Annotated in this window: 10 protein-coding genes; 2 read left to right on the top strand and 8 right to left on the bottom strand. The window is 67.9% G+C overall.

All coding sequences use genetic code 11. The features are described 5' to 3' along the window. The first annotated feature begins 116 nt into the window (after nt 1–116). Nucleotides 117–3,980 carry a Mur ligase family protein gene (locus VPH46_RS12175; protein WP_416611558.1) on the top strand — a complete coding sequence of 1,288 codons (3,864 nt, stop codon included), beginning with the start codon at nt 117–119 and terminating at the stop codon, nt 3,978–3,980. Here VPH46_RS12175 and VPH46_RS12170 read toward each other — a convergent pair. The 8 genes from VPH46_RS12170 to VPH46_RS12135 form a co-directional block, all read right to left on the bottom strand. Continuing rightward, nucleotides 3,919–4,950: an alpha/beta hydrolase family protein gene (locus VPH46_RS12170; protein ID WP_416611556.1), complete on the bottom strand. Its 1,032-nt coding sequence runs from the start codon at nt 4,948–4,950 to the stop codon at nt 3,919–3,921. The two genes, VPH46_RS12175 and VPH46_RS12170, sit on opposite strands and share 62 nt — an antisense overlap. Then, complete coding sequence (locus tag VPH46_RS12165) at nt 4,947–6,140, bottom strand: HlyD family efflux transporter periplasmic adaptor subunit (protein WP_416611554.1); 1,194 nt, start codon at nt 6,138–6,140, stop codon at nt 4,947–4,949. The genes VPH46_RS12170 and VPH46_RS12165 overlap by 4 nt, the downstream gene beginning before the upstream one ends. Next, nucleotides 6,140–8,350 carry a type I secretion system permease/ATPase gene (locus VPH46_RS12160; RefSeq protein ID WP_416611552.1) on the bottom strand — a complete coding sequence of 737 codons (2,211 nt, stop codon included), beginning with the start codon at nt 8,348–8,350 and terminating at the stop codon, nt 6,140–6,142. Before VPH46_RS12160 ends, VPH46_RS12165 begins: the two co-directional genes overlap by 1 nt. Then, nucleotides 8,347–9,618: a TolC family protein gene (locus VPH46_RS12155; RefSeq protein WP_416611551.1), complete on the bottom strand. Its 1,272-nt coding sequence runs from the start codon at nt 9,616–9,618 to the stop codon at nt 8,347–8,349. The genes VPH46_RS12160 and VPH46_RS12155 overlap by 4 nt, the downstream gene beginning before the upstream one ends. 130 nt (nt 9,619–9,748) lie before the next feature. Beyond that, nucleotides 9,749–12,619, bottom strand: a complete 2,871-nt coding sequence (locus VPH46_RS12150) for a BapA/Bap/LapF family large adhesin (protein ID WP_416611549.1) — start codon at nt 12,617–12,619, stop codon at nt 9,749–9,751. Nucleotides 12,620–12,872: 253 nt separating this feature from the next. Then, nucleotides 12,873–13,142, bottom strand: a complete 270-nt coding sequence (locus VPH46_RS12145; protein WP_416611665.1) for a response regulator transcription factor — start codon at nt 13,140–13,142, stop codon at nt 12,873–12,875. Next, nucleotides 13,118–14,668: a PAS domain-containing protein gene (locus tag VPH46_RS12140; protein ID WP_416611547.1), complete on the bottom strand. Its 1,551-nt coding sequence runs from the start codon at nt 14,666–14,668 to the stop codon at nt 13,118–13,120. Before VPH46_RS12140 ends, VPH46_RS12145 begins: the two co-directional genes overlap by 25 nt. A 508-nt stretch (nt 14,669–15,176) precedes the next feature. Further along, on the bottom strand, nt 15,177–16,796 hold the full coding sequence (locus tag VPH46_RS12135) for a DUF5597 domain-containing protein (protein ID WP_416611545.1): 1,620 nt from the start codon (nt 16,794–16,796) through the stop codon (nt 15,177–15,179). Nucleotides 16,797–16,990: 194 nt separating this feature from the next. Here VPH46_RS12135 and VPH46_RS12130 point away from each other — a divergent pair, with 194 nt between their 5' ends. Continuing rightward, a complete protein-coding gene (locus VPH46_RS12130) occupies nt 16,991–18,655 on the top strand; it encodes an alpha-L-fucosidase (protein ID WP_416611543.1) in 1,665 nt (554 codons plus the stop codon). Nucleotides 18,656–18,824 lie beyond the last annotated feature (169 nt).

Here is an 18,824-nt window from a genome sequence, read left to right as displayed (position 1 = left end):
GATCAACGTAGGACGCCGCGCCTGCGATGCAACTCGCCGCGATGGCGCACGGCGCCGTCTTAGCATTGCGTAAACCTGCGCTCGCCAAATTCCCGTTTGGATTGCAGGATGTTGGCATGTCGAGCGCGGAAATGATGGCGAGCCTCTTCAGGCTCATGGGCACGAGGACGCCAGCGGCCCAGGGTTTGCCCCCGACGGTCACGCTCTTCGGCGCTTTCAGCTCGGGAAGCAGCAGAGCGCAGGTCCTGACCGCGCGCGGCGAGAGCCTGGAAGCGGCGTGGAAGCAGCTGGCCGCAGAGATCGAGACGGCCACTGCGGGAGATCCTCCCCGCTGGCTGCGCGTGGAGAGGGTCGACCAGGCCGAATCCACCAGCTGGGCAAAGCTGAAGGCCAGCCTGCGCCAGACCAAGCGCAATTATTTCCGTTACGGCATCGCGCTCGACGCGGAGTTCGAACGTGCCTTCCTGGAGCAGGAACTCAACGCCAACGCCATGCTCTATGGCGGCAACCCCATCGCCCACGCGGTGGTGAACGAGGGCAACTTCACCATCTATGCCCGCCGCAAATACGGGCCGGCGACCCAGATCGACTTTGCCGACGATCAACCGTTGTTCGTGTTCACGACCCAGGCGGTATTCGCCGATGCGGACGGCACCTGCGTCGTCCTGCACGACAGCGGCCTTGAGCGCGGCCGGCGGCAGCTCGACCCACTGACGCCGGAGGACGTGGCGGCACTGGTCCGCAGCGGCGCCAGGCACCTTGCGCGACAGGTCGGTGTGGATGGCCGCTTCGTCTACGGCTACCATCCCTGCTTCGACCGAAAGATCGATGCCTACAACGCGCTGCGCCATGCCAGCTCCACCTATTCGATGATCGAGGCCTGGGAGATGCTGCGCGATCCGCAGCTCGCCGCCGCGATCGAGCGCGCGCTCGGCTATCTGGTGCGCGAACTGATCCGCCCCGCGCCGCTTGGCGATGGCAGCGAGGCCGCGTTCCTGGTGGACGTGGGCGACGAGATCAAGCTGGGCGGCAGCGCCGTCGCGATCCTGGCACTGGCCCGCCATGCCCAGGCGACCGGCTGCCGCGACCATCTGGCCCTGATGGAGCAGTTGGCGCTCGGCATCCGCTCCATGCAGGACCCCGCGACCGGTGCCTTCGCGCATGTGCTGCACTATCCCGACCTAGCGGTCGTCCAGCCGTTCCGCACGATCTACTATGAGGGCGAGGCCGCGTTTGCGCTGATGCGCCTTCACCAGCTGACCGGCGAGCCGCGCTGGCTGGCGGTGGTGGAGCGCGCCTACGACCACTTCATCGCGGCCGAGCATTGGCGGCACCACGATCACTGGCTCGGCTATTGCACCAACGAGCTGACGCTGGTGCGGCCGGAAGCCCGCTATTTTCAGTTCGGCATCCGCAACGTCGCCGGCTATCTCGACTTCGTTCGGGACCGGATCACCACCTTCCCCACGCTGCTCGAACTGATGATGGCCGCGCATGCGATGCTGTCGCGCATCGCCGAGCTTCCGGAGCATCGCCACCTGCTCGCCGAAGTGGACATCGCGCGCTTCAACGAGGCGCTGGAGGCGCGTGCGCGGCACCTGCTGAACGGGCATTTCTGGCCGGAGCTGGCGATGGACTTCGCCCGGCCGGACCGCATCGTCGGCAGCTTCTTCATCCGCCACCAGGGCTTCCGGGTGCGGATCGACGACGTCGAGCATTATCTCTCCGGCTTGGTCGCCTATCACCACTATCGGACGCAGGGTCGGCCGCTGCGTCCGCTCGCAGCGGCCTCGGGTCCGGCGGACCTGTGGGATGCCGATCGCCTGGTCGCGGCGACCGGAGGCAGCTGGGAGGTGCCGCCGCCCGCCGGCTGGTCTGCACGCGGCGTCTGCATCCATCCGCCGACGTACCGCGCCGGTCAGCTAGCGGTGGTCCGCTCGAGGGACGCCGGCCGCGGGATGCGCCCGGCCGCGCTTGCCAGCCTGTCGCCGCCGCCGGCCGCAATCGTCACCGACGGCGATCCCGGCGCCCTCCCGCCCCACATGCCGGTGCTGCGCGTCGCCGACACGGGCAATTCCATCCTCGAACTCGGGCGCGCGGCGCGCCAGCGACTATCGGTGCCCGTGCTCGCCGTCACCGGAAGCGCGGGCAAGACGACGGCGGTGGCGATGCTCGCCCATGCGCTGGAGCCGTTCGGCACGGTCGGGCGCAGCGCCCATAACGCCAATCTGCCGCATGGCGTCGCCTGGAACCTCGCCTCGATTCCGGCCGACGCCAAGCACGTCGTGCTGGAGCTCGCAGTCGGGCGCATGGCGCACAGCGCGCGGCTGGCGCGGCCGGACGTTGCGATCTTCACCACCATCGCGCCCGCGCATCTGACCAACGGCAGCAGCGTGGCGGATATCGCCCGCACCAAGAGCGCGATCTTCCTCGGCATGGCGCCCGGCGGCATCGCCATCCTCAACCGCGACATGGACCAGTGGAACATCGTCCACGCTGCCGCCCAAGCGCGACGGCTGCGGGTGATCCACTATGGCCGGTCGGACGAATGCGAGCTGCGCCTGCTCTCCTACGACGGGTCGACGCGGGAGGTCGAAGCGGCGGTATTCGGTCGCCGGGTGCGCTTCACGCTGGGCGCGTCGGGCGAGCACATGGCGTTCAACGCGCTGGCGGCCCTGGGCGCGGTGGCGGCACTGGGCCAGCCGATCGAACCGGCGATCGAAGCGCTCGCGAGCTTCCGGTCGCTCCCCGGCCGCGGCGAGACGCTGCCACTGGTGATCGACGGCAAGCGGGTGACGCTGATCGACGATGCGTACAACGCCAATCCCGCCTCCATGGCCGCGGCGCTGGCCGATCTCGCCCAGCGTCCGGGAATCCGGCGCATGGCGGTGCTGGGGGAGATGGCCGAACTCGGCGAGGCCGAGGAACCGCTTCATCGCCAGCTCGCCAACGCCGTCGACCCCCGAATCGCGCGCGTGCATGCGGTCGGCGCCTTGTGGAACGGCTTCTGGGAGGCACTTCCGGGCGGGCAGCGTGGCGTGCACGCCGAAAGCCTGGAGGCACTTCGCGCAGCGGTCCGTGCCGAGCTTAGCGATGGCGACGTGGTCCTGTTCAAGGGATCGAACAGCCGCCGCATCCACGAGCTGGTCGCCTGGCTCAAGGCGGCTGCGAGCGGCGCTCCCCCTGCCCCACTGCTGCGGGCGCCGGCGCCGCAGACAACCCCGCCGCAGAGCCTGCTGCTCTACGACCTGGAAGCAGAGCGGATGGTCGTCTCCGAACATGCCGATGCCGCGCACCACCCCGCGGCACTGGCGAAGCTGCTCACCCTCTGCCTCGTCGACGAACGCCGCCGCGAACTCGGCCTTGCGGAGGACGCGCCGATCTCCGTCTCACCCACTGCTGCGACGGTGGACAGCCGCTGGCGGTTCGAAGCGGGGGAGCGCGTGTCGCTCGGTGATCTGATGGCCGCGACCGCGATCGTCGGGGCAAACGAAGCAGCGCACGCCCTGGCGGAGTGGCACAGCGGATCGTCCGAGGCATTCACCGCCGAAATGAACGCGCGAGCGCGGGCGATCGGGATGACGGCGAGCCGGTTCGCCTCGCCGAGCGGCCTTGGCCTGGGGCAGGCGATCACGGGTCGCGATGCGATCCGGCTGGGTGCCCATGTGCTCACCCACGCGCCCGCCATCCACGCGCTCTCGGCCAAGCCGTGGTTCGCGTGGAAAGGGGCAACCTACCCCAACACCAACCGGCTGATCGGCACGGTGGCGGGGGTCGACGGGCTGCGCACGGGCAGCGTCGGCGCGCGTGCCCATCACCTGCTGCTTTCGGTGACCGATGGGGATGGCAGGCGCTGGATCGCGGCCGTGCTGGGCGCACCCACCCGCGGTGCCCGCGACGCAGCCGCGCGCGCGCTGCTCAGTTCTGCACTTCCTCCGGCACGGGCGGCAGCGGCGCCATTGCGCGCAACGCCGCGCTGATCGCGGCCGCGTCCTCTCCCCGCGCATAGAGTGCTGCGCCCGCCTTCAGCGGCTCGGCGAGCAGGTGCCGGGTGCGTCCCTCACCCCGCAGCAGGATGTGGGTGGGGTGCAGCCCGGCGCTGCGCAGCCGCTCCACATAGTGGCGTTGGCTGAGGAAGGGCACGACCCGGTCGCCGGGGTCCGACAGGACGAAGATGTCGGGTCCCGGCTTCGGGATCCCGCCGACATGGGCGATCGGGTCATAGACCGCGGCCGGGTCCTCGACGGGACCGCCGTCGGGTCCGCGCCGTTTCTGGTAGGCACGCATCACCTCTGCCGCCGAAACCAGCCCCGAGCTGATGAATGCGCCGGCGATGTCGCGCCGCTGGTCGAGCAGCGCCGCAACCAGGTGCCCGCCCCCGGAATGCCCCGCAAGGATGAAGCGCGACACCCGATACCGCGCCTTGATCCGGTCGAGCGCACCGTCGACCAGCCGCACCTCGTCCAACCGGCGCCTCGCGCCATGATTGCCCGAGGATCCGTAGAGGCCCGGCCGCGCGAGGAAGATCGCCGGCGTGCCGCCGTCGCGAGACCAGCCGGCCATTTCCTGCCGAATGTCGGCCGGAGAGCGCCGCGCATAGCTCCCCGCGATCAGTCGGACGCCGCCGCGTCCGCGCAGCAGCACGTCGCCCGGCAGGTACACCAGCATCGTGCCGCCGGCGCGCGGGTTGCCGGCCGGATAGGTGCGGATGCACGCACCGCCGCCGCGGACCGGAACCCAATAGGCGTCGGGCACGTCGGTGCAGCGCCGCCTGCTGCTGGTGGACCCGTTCAGCGCCTCGCGCGCGTCGAAGGTCTGGCGACCGCGCGGCACGCGAAGGGCTGCGGGGCGCTGGGCTTCGTTGGGCATCAGCCGTGGCGGCATCGGGGTCTCCAGTTGCGCAGACAGGAACAGGCTTGCCGCCCCCAACCAATGCCCGAGCACGCTCACCGCTCCCGCAATGCCTCCCGCCCCCGGTTGAACGGCTTCACCAGATACTGGAACACCGTCTTGCTGCCGGTGTGGATGTCGGCGGTCGCGACCATGCCCGGCACGATCGGAAAGCGGCGCCCGGCCTTGTTGACCAGCGCATCGCTGTCGGTCCGGATCAGCACGCGGTAATATTCGACGTCGGGCTTTGCTTCGTCCTTGATCGTGTCGGGGGAAATCGTCGCGACCTTCCCCTTCAGCCCGCCGTAGATCGCATAGTCATAGGCGGTGATCTTGACGCTGGCGGGTTGGTTCGGATGGATGAAGGCGATGTCGCGCGGCGAGATGCGCGCCTCCACCAGCAGCTTGTCGTCCAGCGGCACGATGTCCATCAACCGGCCGTTGGGCGGGATAACGCCGCCGATCGTCGACACCTCGATGTTCTTGACGATCCCCCGCACCGGGGAACGCAACGTCAGGCGGGCAAGCGTGTCCGCACGCCCCTTCACCACCGGCGACAGTGTCGCCACCTCGGCGTTCGCCTTGGCCAGCTCTTCGCGGGCCTGGACGATATATTCGGAAGTGAGGTCGGCCTGCTTCAATTCCAGGTCGGCAAGCTGCCGCTGCAGCCGCAGCACCTCGACGTTGCTGGCCGCACCCACCGCGATCAAGCGCTGCCCGATCTGCACCTCGTTCGTCAGCAGCGCGATCGAGCGGCGGAGCCACGCGAGCGACTTGTCCAGGCTGCTTCGGCGCGCCTGGTACAAGCGCAGTTCCTTGGCCTTCAGCTCGGGATAGGGGTCGAGCTCGGCCGGGAATATGGGGGCGGTCTGTCCCACCTCCGCTTCCAGCCGAGCGACGCTGGCAAGCGCCGCGCGGTACTTGGCCGCGCTTTCCTCGAAGGTGGAAGCACTCTGCGTCGGGTCGAGCTGCGCCAGGATCTGGCCTGGTTGGACGATATCGTCCTGCTTCACCTGAAGCTTCGCGAGGATACCGCCTTCCAGCGACTGGATCACCTGCTCGCGCGTGGAGGGAACCACCCGCCCTGCCCCGGTCGCCACCTCGTCCAGCCGTGCGAAATACGCCCAGGCGAACAGCGCGGCCATGCACGCGACGATCACCCAGATCAGGCGCGTCGCGCGGCCAAGCCGCGCACCATCGGCATCGCCGAACACCCAGGCGCCATTCAGGACGTCGGCGCTCGTCGCCATCAGATCCGATCCTTTCGCGCCGGCACCACCTTTGCCGGCGGCCGCGGCGTGCGGAGCCGCTCCAGCACCTCGTCGCGAGGACCGTCGGCGACGATGCGGCCGCCTTCCACCACGATCAGCCGGTCGACCAGTTCCAGCGCGCGGGTGCGGTGGGTGGCGATCACCACCGTTCGCATCGCACTCCATTCCCGGAAACGCGCGATGAAGTTCCGCTCCGCCGCGTCGTCCATCGATGCCGTGGGTTCGTCCAGCAGGATGACCCGAGGGTCGCGGATCAGCAGGCGCGCGAGCAGCAGTGCCTGGACCTGACCGCCGGAGAGGCCGGACCCGCCCTCGAAGATCAGATGCTCCAGCCCTCGCGGCAGGCGCCGGACGAACTCGTCGGCCCCCACGATCGCCAGGACCGAGCGGATATCCTCGTCGGCGGCATGCGGTGCGCCCATCAGCAGGTTGTCGCGGATGGTGCCGTGGAACAGCCGCGCGCGCTGCGACGACAGGCTGATGTCGCGCCGCACGTCCGCGGGATCCACCTGGCCGAGCGCCACGTCGTCGATCAGCACTTCCCCCGAGACGGGCTCCAGCAGGCCGGACAGCGCCTGGAGGAGCGTCGATTTACCGGCGCCGTTGCGCCCGAGGATCGCGATCTTCTCGCCAGCCGCGATCTGGAGCCGGCTGACGGTCAGGGCGGCCGGGGACTGCGGGTCGCCGTAACGGAACACCGCATCCCGCACCGTCAGATCGCCGGCGATATGGGGCAGGTGCACGCGGGTCTCACGGTCCGGGTGATCGACGGGCAGCGCCATGACCCGGTTGAGGCCCGCGATGCTGGTCCTCGCCTGCTGAAGGCGGCTGAGCACCTGAGTCACCTGCGCAAGCGGCGTCATCATCCGGGATCCGAGCATCGACGCGCCCACCAGCGCACCCGTCGTAAGGTCTCCCGCCATGACCAGTGGCGCGCCGAAGAAAATGACCGCCGCATAGACGCCCGTCTGGACGGTTTGCGTCCACGATACGAGGCGGGCGGTCAGGCCCCGCAGCCGCAGCTGCGCCTCTCCCGTGACCGCGTTGAGATGGTTCCAGTGCTGCTGAAAGCGCTCCTCCGCCTGAAGGGTCTTCATATCCTCCAGGCCCTGAACCACCTCCACCAGCATGCCGCTGCGGAGCGAGGCCTCACGGGCCGCCTCGACCGCGTAGGCGCGGAGCTTCGGCTGGGCGAGCACGGCGGGAACCACCAGCAGCACCAGCGCGACGAGCGGCACCAGCACCAGCGTGCCGCCGATGAACCAGAAGATCACCAGAAACAGGAAGAAGAACGGCAGGTCCGCGATGGCCGCCACGGTCGTGGAGGTCATCAACTCGCGTACCTGATCCAGGTCGCGCAGTTGCGCCGTGAAGCTTCCGGTGGACACCGGCCGCGCGCTGTTGCGAACCCGCAGGGCGTGCCCGAACACCCGGTCCGAGATGCGCAGATCCGCCCGCTTTCCCAGCAGGTCAATGACGCCGGTGCGCAGCTGCCGCAGCACGAAATCGAAGCCGATCGCCAGGAGCACCCCAGCGAAGAGAACGTAGAGCGTGGGGAACGACTCCGCGGGCACGACGCGATCGTAGACCTGCATGGAGAACAGGACCCCGGTCAGACCCAGGAGATGTACCAGCAGCGACGCCGCGAGCACCGGCACATAGGCGCGGCGTTCCTGGAAGGCCGACTTCCACAACCACTTGGGCTCGAAGGGTTCGACATAGGCGTCGACCCGGGCGTCCGACGTGCCGCGTGCCGGGCGTGCCAGCACCACCAGTTCCGCAGCCTCCCGGAGCTCGGCAAGCCGAATCGTGACCGGAGGTTCGCCCGGACCATCCAGCAGGACACTCGCTTCGCCTCCCTCGCCGGCGCTGGTCAACACGCCCACTTGGCCGGTTCGAAGCTGGACGATCATCGGCAGGCGCCAGGGGGACAGCTCCCCTTCCAGCAGCCGCGGCCCCTCGAACTTCACCCGCAGGCCCATGCGGGCGGCCAGGTTCACGATCCGGTCGCGCGGCTCGGTTGCCCCGTCCCATGCGGAGAAGAGGCGCGCCGACTGCATCGACTGCGGAAGCCGGAACTGCGTCGCGACCTGCCGCAAGGCAGCCACCCAGCGATCCGTCATCTCCTGCGCGGCGGCTGCCTCTACGACGTCCTCCGACGCGACGCCATGGATCGGCTCGTACTTCATAAGGTCACTCCGCGGACCCGCATGCCGTTCAGCGCGAAGCGATCGCGCGACTGGCCCTTGTTGAACATGCAGTCGAGCCCGAGCCGCCGCAGGTCATGTTCCGCATTCACGCCATCGAACAGCACCTGGTGGAGTTCCTGCTCGGCGTTGAGCAGGTCGATCAGCGTGCGTGTCCCCATCTCCAGATACTGCAGGCGGTAGAGCTTGCCGGTCTCGCGCATCATCGCTTCGCGGGTCTCCAGCGAGGCTCGCCGCTGGCGAAGACTGGGGATCTGCTGTCGTGCCTCCGCCAAGGCACGCTCGACGGCGAGGTTGCTGGCCTCGACGGCCGCGGTGGCAGCCCGCAGCGATTGCTCCGCGCCTGCCCGTCGCGCCTTGGAAGCGCCGCCTTGGAACAAGCTGCTGGAGAGCGAGAGTCCGAAATCATAGTTGCTCGAGGACGAGATCGGGTCGCGCAGGTCCGCGGCAGCGCCTGCGTCCAGTGACAGCGTCGGCAGGGCGTCGGCGCGACTGCGGCGCAGGCGCGCGGTCGCTTCCTCCCGACGTGCGCTCGCCTCCTGAATGGTCGGTACCTGCGTCCAGTTCGGCTCGGGTCCCTCGCACATCTGGTCGAGCCAAGCGGGCGCCTCGGACCGGACGGCCGTGACCGGTGCTTTGCTGCCGATCAGGTAGCTCAGAACGCCGCGCCACCGTTCCAGCTGGCCGCGGATCTCCAGCACGGAAACGCGGGCGGCCTCCACCCGCGCCTCCGCCTGTACCGCGTCCGACCGGGTGCTGGCGCCGTTGCGGGTCCGGTGCTGTACCAGCGTGTTGATCGCCAGCACGCTTTCGAGCTGGGCGTCCGCGACCGCGAGCAGCGCCTCATGCCGCTGGATCTCGACGACCACCTGGGCGGTGTCGCGAACCAGGCTGTCCACTGCCAGCAACATCTGAGCGCGGCTGATGTCGACGCCCGCACGCGCCGCCGCCACGTCGCTGGAGACCTTCCCGAAGTCGACGATCATCTGGGAGACGGAAATCTGCGGGCGCGGCAGCCAGGCCGTGTTGCGCAAGCGGTTGTCGTACTGCGTGCCGACGCCGCCGCGGATCGTCGGGTAATAGCCCGCACGTGCGACGCGAACCTCGGCCTCGTCCGCGCCGATCCTCGCCACCGCCTCCTCGATCGAGGGGTTCCATTCGACTGCGCGGCGGACGGCCATCTCCAGCGAGAGCGCGCCCAGCGGCTCGAACCCCGGGGGTGCCGGTGGTCCGATACCAGACGCGGGCACTCCCTCTTGCGCGTATGCCAAAGGGAACGTCCCGCCCCCGATCATCGCGAGCCCAACTGCCGCGGCAAGCCACCGCCGGCAGCGCGATGGCTGTCGGCGGTAGGGATTGCTTACCTGCGATGCCCCTTGATCAGACGTGAGACGCGGCATTCGCCCACGGATCGTGCAAGGGGCTCTCGACCAGGATGACGGGTTCGATCTCGACGGCCACTTCCGTCTCGACATGAGGACCGTCCGCAGCGTCCGGAGTTGCCGACGGGTCGGTCTCCTGATCCGCCACAGGTTCGACCTCCAGCACGTCCTCGAACGCCGGCAGGGTGATCCCGTCCGCATCCGGACCGACGAGCACCGGCTGCGCGTCCGCGCCCTCAGCATGGCCAGGCAGGTGGTCCAACCCGGCCAAGACGACGGTGTCCCCATCGAGCGCCGGCAGGGTGGCATCCTGCATAGCCGGATCCTCCGCCGGAAGCGGCATTCCTGCCGGGTCCGACGGTAGCCTGGCTTCGTGCCCGCCATCGGTGGAAAGGGACAGCGCGGCCAGCCCATCCAGCGCCGTCACCTCGACATCCAGGTCCAGCAGCGCGACTTCGTCCGGCTGGACAGTGTCCGCCACCAGTACTCCGCCCGTGGCCTCCCCGATCGTGATCACCAGTTCGGCCGTGATCATCTCGCCGTTGGGATGCACGAGCTGATAAGTGAACCGGTCGGTCTGGTCGATGCCGGCATCATCCACGAGCGGGGTGTAGGTGAAATCCCCGTCTGCCTCGATGAGCAGCACGCCGTGGTCGCCGACGACACGCTGGCCGCCATATCCCGGTGCCACGAAGTCGCCCTCGGCCCGCTCGATCCGCAGGATGGTGTTCTGCGACCCCAGCACATCGCTGCCCGCGCCTTCGTCTCCGGTGAGCACATTGCCGCTCGTCGCCACGACGCCCGTGGCCTCCAACTCGCCCGGATAGGTCGTCACGCGCGTGGCAGTGCCCGTGACGTTCGTCCCCAAGCCCAGTCCATCGACCGACACGCGTACCCGGTAGTTCCCGGGCCCGAGGTCCTCGGCTTCCGCCCGGATGCCGCCGCCGGTGAGGCCGAGCAACTCGATCGGCGAACCGCCGGTCGCACTCCGCACGTCCACCCACTGCGTGCCCTCCAGGCGCTGAAGCACGAAGGTCGTCTCGCCGAGCAAGTTCGCACCCGAATTCGAGACCACGTCGAGGGTGAAGTCCTCGGTCGTGTTGGGTGCGACGTCGAACCGGTACGTGTCGGAGACCCTCCCCAACGTAATGAGCCCGGTGATTTCGATCGCGTCGGAAACCGTTCGGGGATCATCGACCCGCGGCCCCAGCACGATGCCGGCCTCTGCCGTGTCACCGACCGCCACCACCGCCGTGCCGGGCGCTTCGAAATCCGTCGCGTCCCAGATGATGTCCGCGTCCGGGCTGTCGAGGCGGACATTCAGCGTCGCTTGTGACGGACCGTCCGGCCCGAGCAGCTGGTAGCTGAAGCTGTCGACCTGGCCGATGGCACTCGCCTCCACGTCCGCATTCGGCGTGTAGGTGAAGCTGCCGTCGGGATTGATCACCAGCGTCCCGAATTCACCCGTGACCTCCGTGGGTTCCGTGACGGAGACATAGACGCCCTCGTCGAGCACCTGCAGCACTGCTCCGTCGTTCGGGCCGCGCTCGTCCGCAGGTCCGGCTTCCGACGCGTCGAACACGTTGCCGGTGATCGCCAGAGCGGACACGACCTCGAAGTTCGTCAGGCTGGTGTCCTCCAGACCCGCCTGGAGATTGATCGTGGTGCCCACGCCCAGCGTACCGCCGCCCCCATAGGTGAGGCGGTAGTTGCCGGCCTGCAGATCGTCGGCAGTGACGGTGAAGCCGCGTCCTGCAACGGTAAGCAGATCAAGCAGCCCGCCTTGCGAGGCGTCCCCGATCCGCACCCAGCCGGCATCCGTCTGCACTTCCAGCACCGCCGTCGCGTTGGGCAGCACCCCAGCCAGGCCGCCGGCCGTGATGTCGAAGGTCGCATCGGTCACCGCACCTGACGGCACCTCGAACAGGAAGGTATCGGAGAAGGTGCCCACGTTCAGCAGTACGGATGTGCTGTCGGAAGCGGTACGCGTCGTAACGGCCGCCGCAATGTCGATCTGCGCCGTGACGATGTCGTCGTAAGCGACGACGTCGGCGTCTGCGTCGGCATCGGCGTCAGCGTCGGCGTCAGCATCGGCATCGGCGTCGGCGTCCGCATCGGCATCGGCGTCAGCGTCGGCATCGGCATCGGCGTCAGCATCCGCATCAGCGTCAGCGTCAGCGTCAGCGTCAGCGTCAGCGTCAGCGTCAGCGTCCGCGTCGGCGTCAGCGTCGGCGTCGGCGTCCGCATCGGCGTCGGCATCCGCATCCGCGTCAGCGTCAGCGTCAGCGTCGGCGTCGGCGTCGGCGTCGGCGTCCGCGTCAGCATCCGCATCGGCGTCGGCATCCGCATCGGCATCCGCATCGGCATCAGCGTCAGCGTCAGCGTCAGCGTCAGCGTCAGCGTCCGCATCCGCGTCGGAGTCCTCGGACTCATCGCCCGTGATCGCGCCGCCGACCAGACCGCCTGCGAAACCGGCAGCGATGCCCGCGAGCGGGCCGGCGAAGGCGCCCAGGCCGCTGGCCGCGCCAGCACCGACCGCACCGCCGACCAACTGGTCGCCTGCGGCGACTTCGATGAAGCTGAATTCGGTGCTGCCTACCGGCGCGCGCGCAAGCCAGACGCGGCCGTCGCTGCCCTGCAGCAGCAGGTCCTTGGGCGCGCTATCCGCACCCGGCGTGTAGAAATTCTCGACCCGCGCGGCGCCGCCGTCCTGCAGGCGAACCACCAGCGCGTCGCCCTCGCGCGCGAAGCCCGTGACCTCGGCGGGCGTATAGGGGAGCTTTACGACGTCCGTCGTTCCCGGAGTGAAGTTGGTCGTGCCAGCAGGGGTGGCATCGGCAGCGACATTGTCACTCGTCTGTGGGCTCACGGCGCATCATCTCCCTCTTGGCCCCGGAAGTCCCGCCATCCGACGGTCTCCGGTCACGTCTTTCGACGGCTCACGCCGCCTGCGGAGACGACGCCCTGTCTTGCCCGAACTTGCGTTCGGGAAAGTCGCGTCTCCGGACATCTATGTATTTGAGGGAAAAGGCCGATCCTATTGGACCAAGCCCCTAAGTGACTACGTAGAACCGCACGTCGGCATTTACTTTCTGGAAACCAGTTTCACCTGCCATGGCAGCTCAGGCCAGGCCCGCCGAGGCGGCCAACGCCATCGCTTCGGACATGGTACCGACCTGCAGCTTGTCCTTGATGTTGGCCCGATGCACCTCGATGGTGCGGGGGCTGAGCCCGAGTTCTTTGGCGATCAGCTTGCTGCTCAACCCGGTGAGCAGCCGGCTGAGCACCTCTCGCTCGCGTGGCGACAATGCAGCGAGCCGCTCGCGGGCGGACTGTGCACCGGGAGCGCTGGCTTCCTCCCGCTCGGTCACGGCGTGAAGCGCCTCCCGCAGGCCCGCAGGAGCTGCTCCTCCCCGCCCCCGGTTCCGGGCAGCACGTCGAACGCGCCCATCTTCATCAGGGAGCGGACCTCCTGAGCATTGCCGTGCTCGGGCGTGAGCGCGATGATCCGGAATGATCGACGCCGGTTCCCCAAGGCGCCCAGGATCCGCCCCAGGCTGTTGGGAGCGCTCGGAACGCTGAACAGGATGCAACCCGCCTGAAGAGCAGTGGCGATCTTCACGAACTGCTCGATCGTCTCGAACGTGCGGGGCTTGAAGCCGCGCCGCCAGAAACGGCCGGCCAGGCGCGCCTCCTCACCCGGCTCCAGGCCGACAAGGTAGATCTGCTGATGGTCCTGCGCATCGATGCGCTCGGCGATGCCTCCGACGCTGCGGATGCTGCCTTCCCGATCGGGTACCGCAAACAGCGTTTCCCGGATCTTGCGGATCTGTCCGTCGCCGCCGACCACGCGATATTCCTCGCAGATCAGCTCGCCTGCCTGCAGGCGCGGCAGGAAATCGATCTGACGATCGCGGTCGTCGGGATGGACCGTCCCCAGCCAGTCGCTCCAGCTTCGGAGCTGGGAAGCCGTCTGCTCTCCCCAAAGATGCGTCGTGTCCCCGGCCAGATAGTCAATCTGCTGGGTTTCGAGATCGACGATCCAGAGCACCTTGTGGCTGGAATGCGCGAAGGTTTCGAACAACTCCTCCTTCGAGTGGATCGACTCCATGGCGAGATGCCAATCGTGCACATCGGTCGCGGCACTGTACCAGCCCTCGATCTCGCCATCTGCGTCCAGCACGGGTTCGGACCGCACCAGCACCCAGCGATACTGGCCGTCGTTCCGCCGCAGCCGGTGGCGGCTTTCGAAGGTCGTGCGCCGGGAGAGCGCCTTTTCGAAGCGCAGGCGGATGGCCTGCACGTCGTCCTGGTGGACGATGGATGGCCAATCGTCACCGATGGTCGTCGGATCGACGCCGAGGAAGTCGATCATCCGCTGGTTCGCCCAGGCAACGTGGTTCGGAACCCGCGTTACCCAGAGCATCTCGGGCACAAGGGCGCTGAACCGCTCCAGTTCCTTCGCCTGACGCACGGCTTCCCGCTCTGCAAGGACCAGCTTGGTCGTCTCCCACGCGGTGACGAGAACGCCGCCCACCTCATCGTTGGCATAGCGCACCGGCGAAACGGAGAAGGTCCACCAGCCCTTTTGTGGGCCGCTGCCCCGATCTAGCTCCAGCGGCAGGTTCTCGTGAAAGCTCGCCTCGCCGCGCATCGCTGCGTTGACAATCCCGCTGACCTCGTCCCAAGCCTCTGCCCAGATTTCCCGGTACGGGCGCCCTAGCGCATCGGGCTTCTTGCCCAAGATGACCGTGTAGGCGTCGTTGAAGAAGGTGACGAAGTCGTCGCCCCAGAGGAGGCTTTGCGGAAAGGCAGAGTCGAGGATCAGGCCCAGCGTCGTGGTAAGTTCCAGTGGCCACTGCGGCCGCGGCCCCAAAACGGTCGATGACCAATCCTTTCCGCGGATGCGGGCCGCCATCAGGCTATTGCCGAGCTGCAGTGGGGCCTCCCTGAATCATCATCCGTCTCCCTGTTTTCGACCAATGCTCGCAGGCGGCAAGAATATGTCAATATCGGTCGAGGCGTCAGCCGCGGGAACGGGACTTAGGACCCTCAGCTACTCCGGGGTGAAATAAGTAAACCGTTTAGGACAATGGAACGTCCGCTCTGCGATCGGGATAGGGTCGACGAGACTGCACCAAAACGGATGGTATACGTTTTACCCGCAAAATCGCGCGTGGATGAAATCCCTAGATGCTGCTTTTAATGTAGCTTCGACGTGTCTCACCGCTGGCGAGCACTGTCGCCAATCTGGCCGGCAGCATCGAGTAAGCGCCCCGCCGGGGGCAACGGGACGTGCTCCGGGCGGTGTTCGCTGGCACCGCCAGACCGCGGAGCTTGAACGTCGTTCGGTCTAGGCGGACGGCATGACCGTCGCGATCGCCGTCAAGGACGAACGCGTCTCCATCCCCTCTTTGCCTGCCGCGCTATCGCTTCGGATAGCTGGCAAGCTTCACCCGCAGCAATTGCGGAGCGGCGGTGAAGTTCAGCCCCCAGTCCGCCTGATCGCCGTTCCACACGCGCTCGAACACCCATCGGCCATCCTCATCGTAATGGCCTTGCTCGATACGATCGTAGATCAGATTGGCGGCGCGCTTGTCCGCCAGATCGAAGTCGACCCGCGCACGAAAGCCCGTAACCAGATACTCGTTCGGCGCGAGTTCGGCGATTGCGACCCCGCCGGAGGGGTCAGGATTGCCCTTGGGCGGCGCTATGCCGAAGTCGGGGCGACCGAAGGTGGCGGTGGCGACGAATCTCCCGAGCTTCATCACCTGCTTGTGCTCGTCGGCCGGGTCATCGGGTTCCGCCGCGCCCCAGGTCTTGCCGTCCAAGGCGAGCCTTGCCCACAGCCGCGCGATGGGTCGGAACGAGGCGAAATGCGCCGCAAACGGCGCGATGGCCTCGTCGTTCAGCTTGGCCGTCAGCGGCAGCGTGGAAAGATACCGGTTGCCGTCCACGCCGAACGGCGCCCAGCCGATCGCGCCACGCCCGATCGCCTCGAAGAAGTATCGGGCATACTCCTTAGCGTGGCCGGTTTCCGGCACGAACAGCGGATTATCCGGCCGGTCATACGCATCGAGGAAGCCCCGGTAGGCTTTGTGATCGGGGTTGTAGATGTCGGGCGCCAGCGCATCCAGGTGCGGGGCCGCGGCCTTGTACACGTCGATCACGGTGTTGGCCGGTCCGCCGCTCGCGTAGCTTTTCGGCTCCTGATAGGTGAACGGATCGCCGGGAAGCGCCGCGTTGACATACATCGGGATCGGCTTGACCGCCTTCCCTGCCGCCGCGACCTGATCGATGTAGCGTGCGACGTGCCAGGCGTGGAAATACAGCTCGGCATCGCGGCCGAACACCGTGGCCCAGTCACCCGGCCGCTTCTTCATCTGGCGCCGCAATGCCGCGGGCACGGCGCCGGCGAAGGCCGCGTTCGCTTCGGGCGAGTGGTCGCGCGGCAGGCCATAGGAGCCGGGCTCGTTCTGCACCTGCACCATCACCACCGTATTCTGCGGATCGACTTCTTTCAGGTGGCGGATGAAGGCGGAAAAGGCACGGCGATCGGCGGCGAGCGTCTCGCGCCCGAACGGCGACAGGGCATAATGGTTCGTGCCATCCGGCGCGCGCATCCGGGGGAAGCGCTTGTTGTCCAGCTTCACCCAGGCCGGCGTATACTGGGGGTTGGTGTTCTTCCACGTACCGAACCACAACAGCACGAGGCGCAGCTTCCGCTCGCGTGCCTGTGCCAGCAACAGATCGAGATAGGAGAAGTCGAACACGCCCTCCTTGGCCTCGATCTGCTCCCAGGCGATCGGCACCTCTACCGTGTTGACGTGCAGCGCTTCCATGGTTGGCCAGACCTTTGCCATCGCGGAAGGCCACGCACTGGAGTTGTTCACCTGCGCGCCCAGGATCAGAAAGGGTGCGCCGTCGACGATCAACGCGTGGCGGCCGTCCCGCGTGACGATCCGCGGCACCGCGGTTTCCTGCGCCGCCGCGACCGGTGTCGAAAGCGTCGCTGCGGCTGCGATAGCCGTTCCGATGATCCTCATGCCCCTCCCCCTTTCGTTGCTGTCTCGCAGCGGCCGACGCGGCAAGAAGCCGTCGCGGGAAAACGGCTGGGACCACGCGCCTGGTGCAGCAGCAGCTTGATAGCGCTATCGCCTTGTCCGTCGCGCGTCCATACGCCAGGAACAGGAGCGGCGGAGCAGCCCGGGCGCATTACTCAGGCGAGGAGCGTGCCGCGATGAACGATCTATCGGAACGCCCGGTTCGTGCCGGCGCTTTCGGGGCGGGGGAGGACGAAGTGACCGAAGGACCATCGCGGCGTACCGTGATCGCTGCCGCGTTGGCGGCCCCTGCCCTGATCGCCGCGCGGGGCGAACGGGTGCAGCCGAACTGGCCGTCGCTGGTGCAGCATTACCGGTACCCCGAGTGGTTCCGCGACGCGAAGTTCGGCATCTGGTCGCACTGGGGGCCGCAGGCGGTACCCGAGCAGGGCGATTGGTACGGCCGCTTCCTGTACATGCAGGGCCATCCGATGGCCGACTTCCACCGCAAGACCTATGGCCATCCAGCCGAGTTCGGGATGAAGGACCTGTTCCCGCGCTGGACCGCCGCAGCTTGGGAGCCGGAGGCGCTGATGCAGCGCTTCGTCCGGGCGGGGGCCAAGTATTTCGTGTCGCTCGCCTGCCATCACGACAACCTGGACTGTTTCGACAGCAGCCACCACGCGTGGAATGCGACCGCGATCGGGCCGAAGCGCGATGTGGTCGGCATCTGGGAACGTGCGGCGCGGCGGGCCGGGCTGCGGTTCGGCGTGTCGAACCACATCTCGCATGCATGGCACTGGTACCAGCCGGCCTATGGCTATGATCCGGTCGGCCCGCGCAAGGGCGAGCGCTATGACGCGTACCGGCTGACCAAGGCCGATGGACGCGGGCAATGGTGGGAAGGGCTGGACCCGCAGGAGCTCTACACGGGGCGCCATATGGTGGTACCCGATGGGATCGACAGCATCGCGGCGATGAATGCCTGGCACGACCAGCACGACGGCCAGTGGATCGAGACGGCACCCCCGCACGACCGCCGCTTCGTGCGGCAATGGCTGCTGCGCCAGCAGGAGCTGATCGAGAAGTACCGCCCGGATCTCTGCTACTTCGACAACTACGAGCTGCCGTTCGGCCAGACCGGGCTCGAGGCGGCGGCGCACTACTACAACCGCTCGATCGAGTGGCACGGCAACATCGACGTGGTGCTCACCGCCAAGCAGTTGAAGCCCTATGCCCGGTTCGGCGTGGTGCAGGATGTCGAGCGCGGCTTTTCCGACCGGCTGTGGGACGAGCCGTGGCAGACCGACACGTGCATCGGAGACTGGTTCTACAGCCGCAGCCGCTTCACCGACAAAAGCTACAAGAGTGCCGAGGACGTGGTGCAGCGACTGGCCGACGTCGTGTCGAAGAACGGCAACCTGCTGCTTTCCGTGCCGCAACGCGGCGACGGCAGCATCGACGCGGAGGAGGAGCGGATCCTCGACGATCTCGCCGGCTGGATGGCGGTGAACGGCGAGGCGATCTTCGGCTCGCGGCCGTGGCGCGTGTATGGCGAAGGCCCGACGCAGCTTAGCGCAGGAATGCAGAACGAAGGCGCGTTCAAGGGATTCGACGAGCGGGACGTGCGGTTCACGGTGAACAAGGGTGCGCTGTACGTGCTGTTCCTGAAGCGACCGACGCGGCCGGTGACGATTGCGGCGCTCGGGCGCGGGCGGTGGAACGGGCGGGTTGCGCGGGCGACGCTGCTGAGCGGCGGGCCGGTGACGATGGCCCAGCTGGCGGGCGGGTTGACCCTGACCATGCCGCCGGGAACCGGCTTTGTCCCGGTGGTGAAGCTGGAGGGAGTGGGATTGGTTTGAGGCGGCGGCAGTCCTTTCACAAAGGGCGGAATGAGCGCAGCCATAACCCCTGTCTCTTATACACATCTGTGCGTGAAAGGGGGGGGGGGGGGGGGGGGGGGGGGGGGGGGGGGGGGGGGGGGGGGGGGGGGGGGGGGGGGGGGGGGGGGGGGGGGGGGGGGGGGGGGGG

The organism is Sphingomonas sp. MJ1 (PH-R8), assembly GCF_048058635.1.
In the GTDB taxonomy this organism is placed as follows: domain Bacteria; phylum Pseudomonadota; class Alphaproteobacteria; order Sphingomonadales; family Sphingomonadaceae; genus Sphingomonas.
Note: the sequence above shows the minus strand (reverse complement) of the source record. Positions and strands in the feature narration are given on the sequence as shown.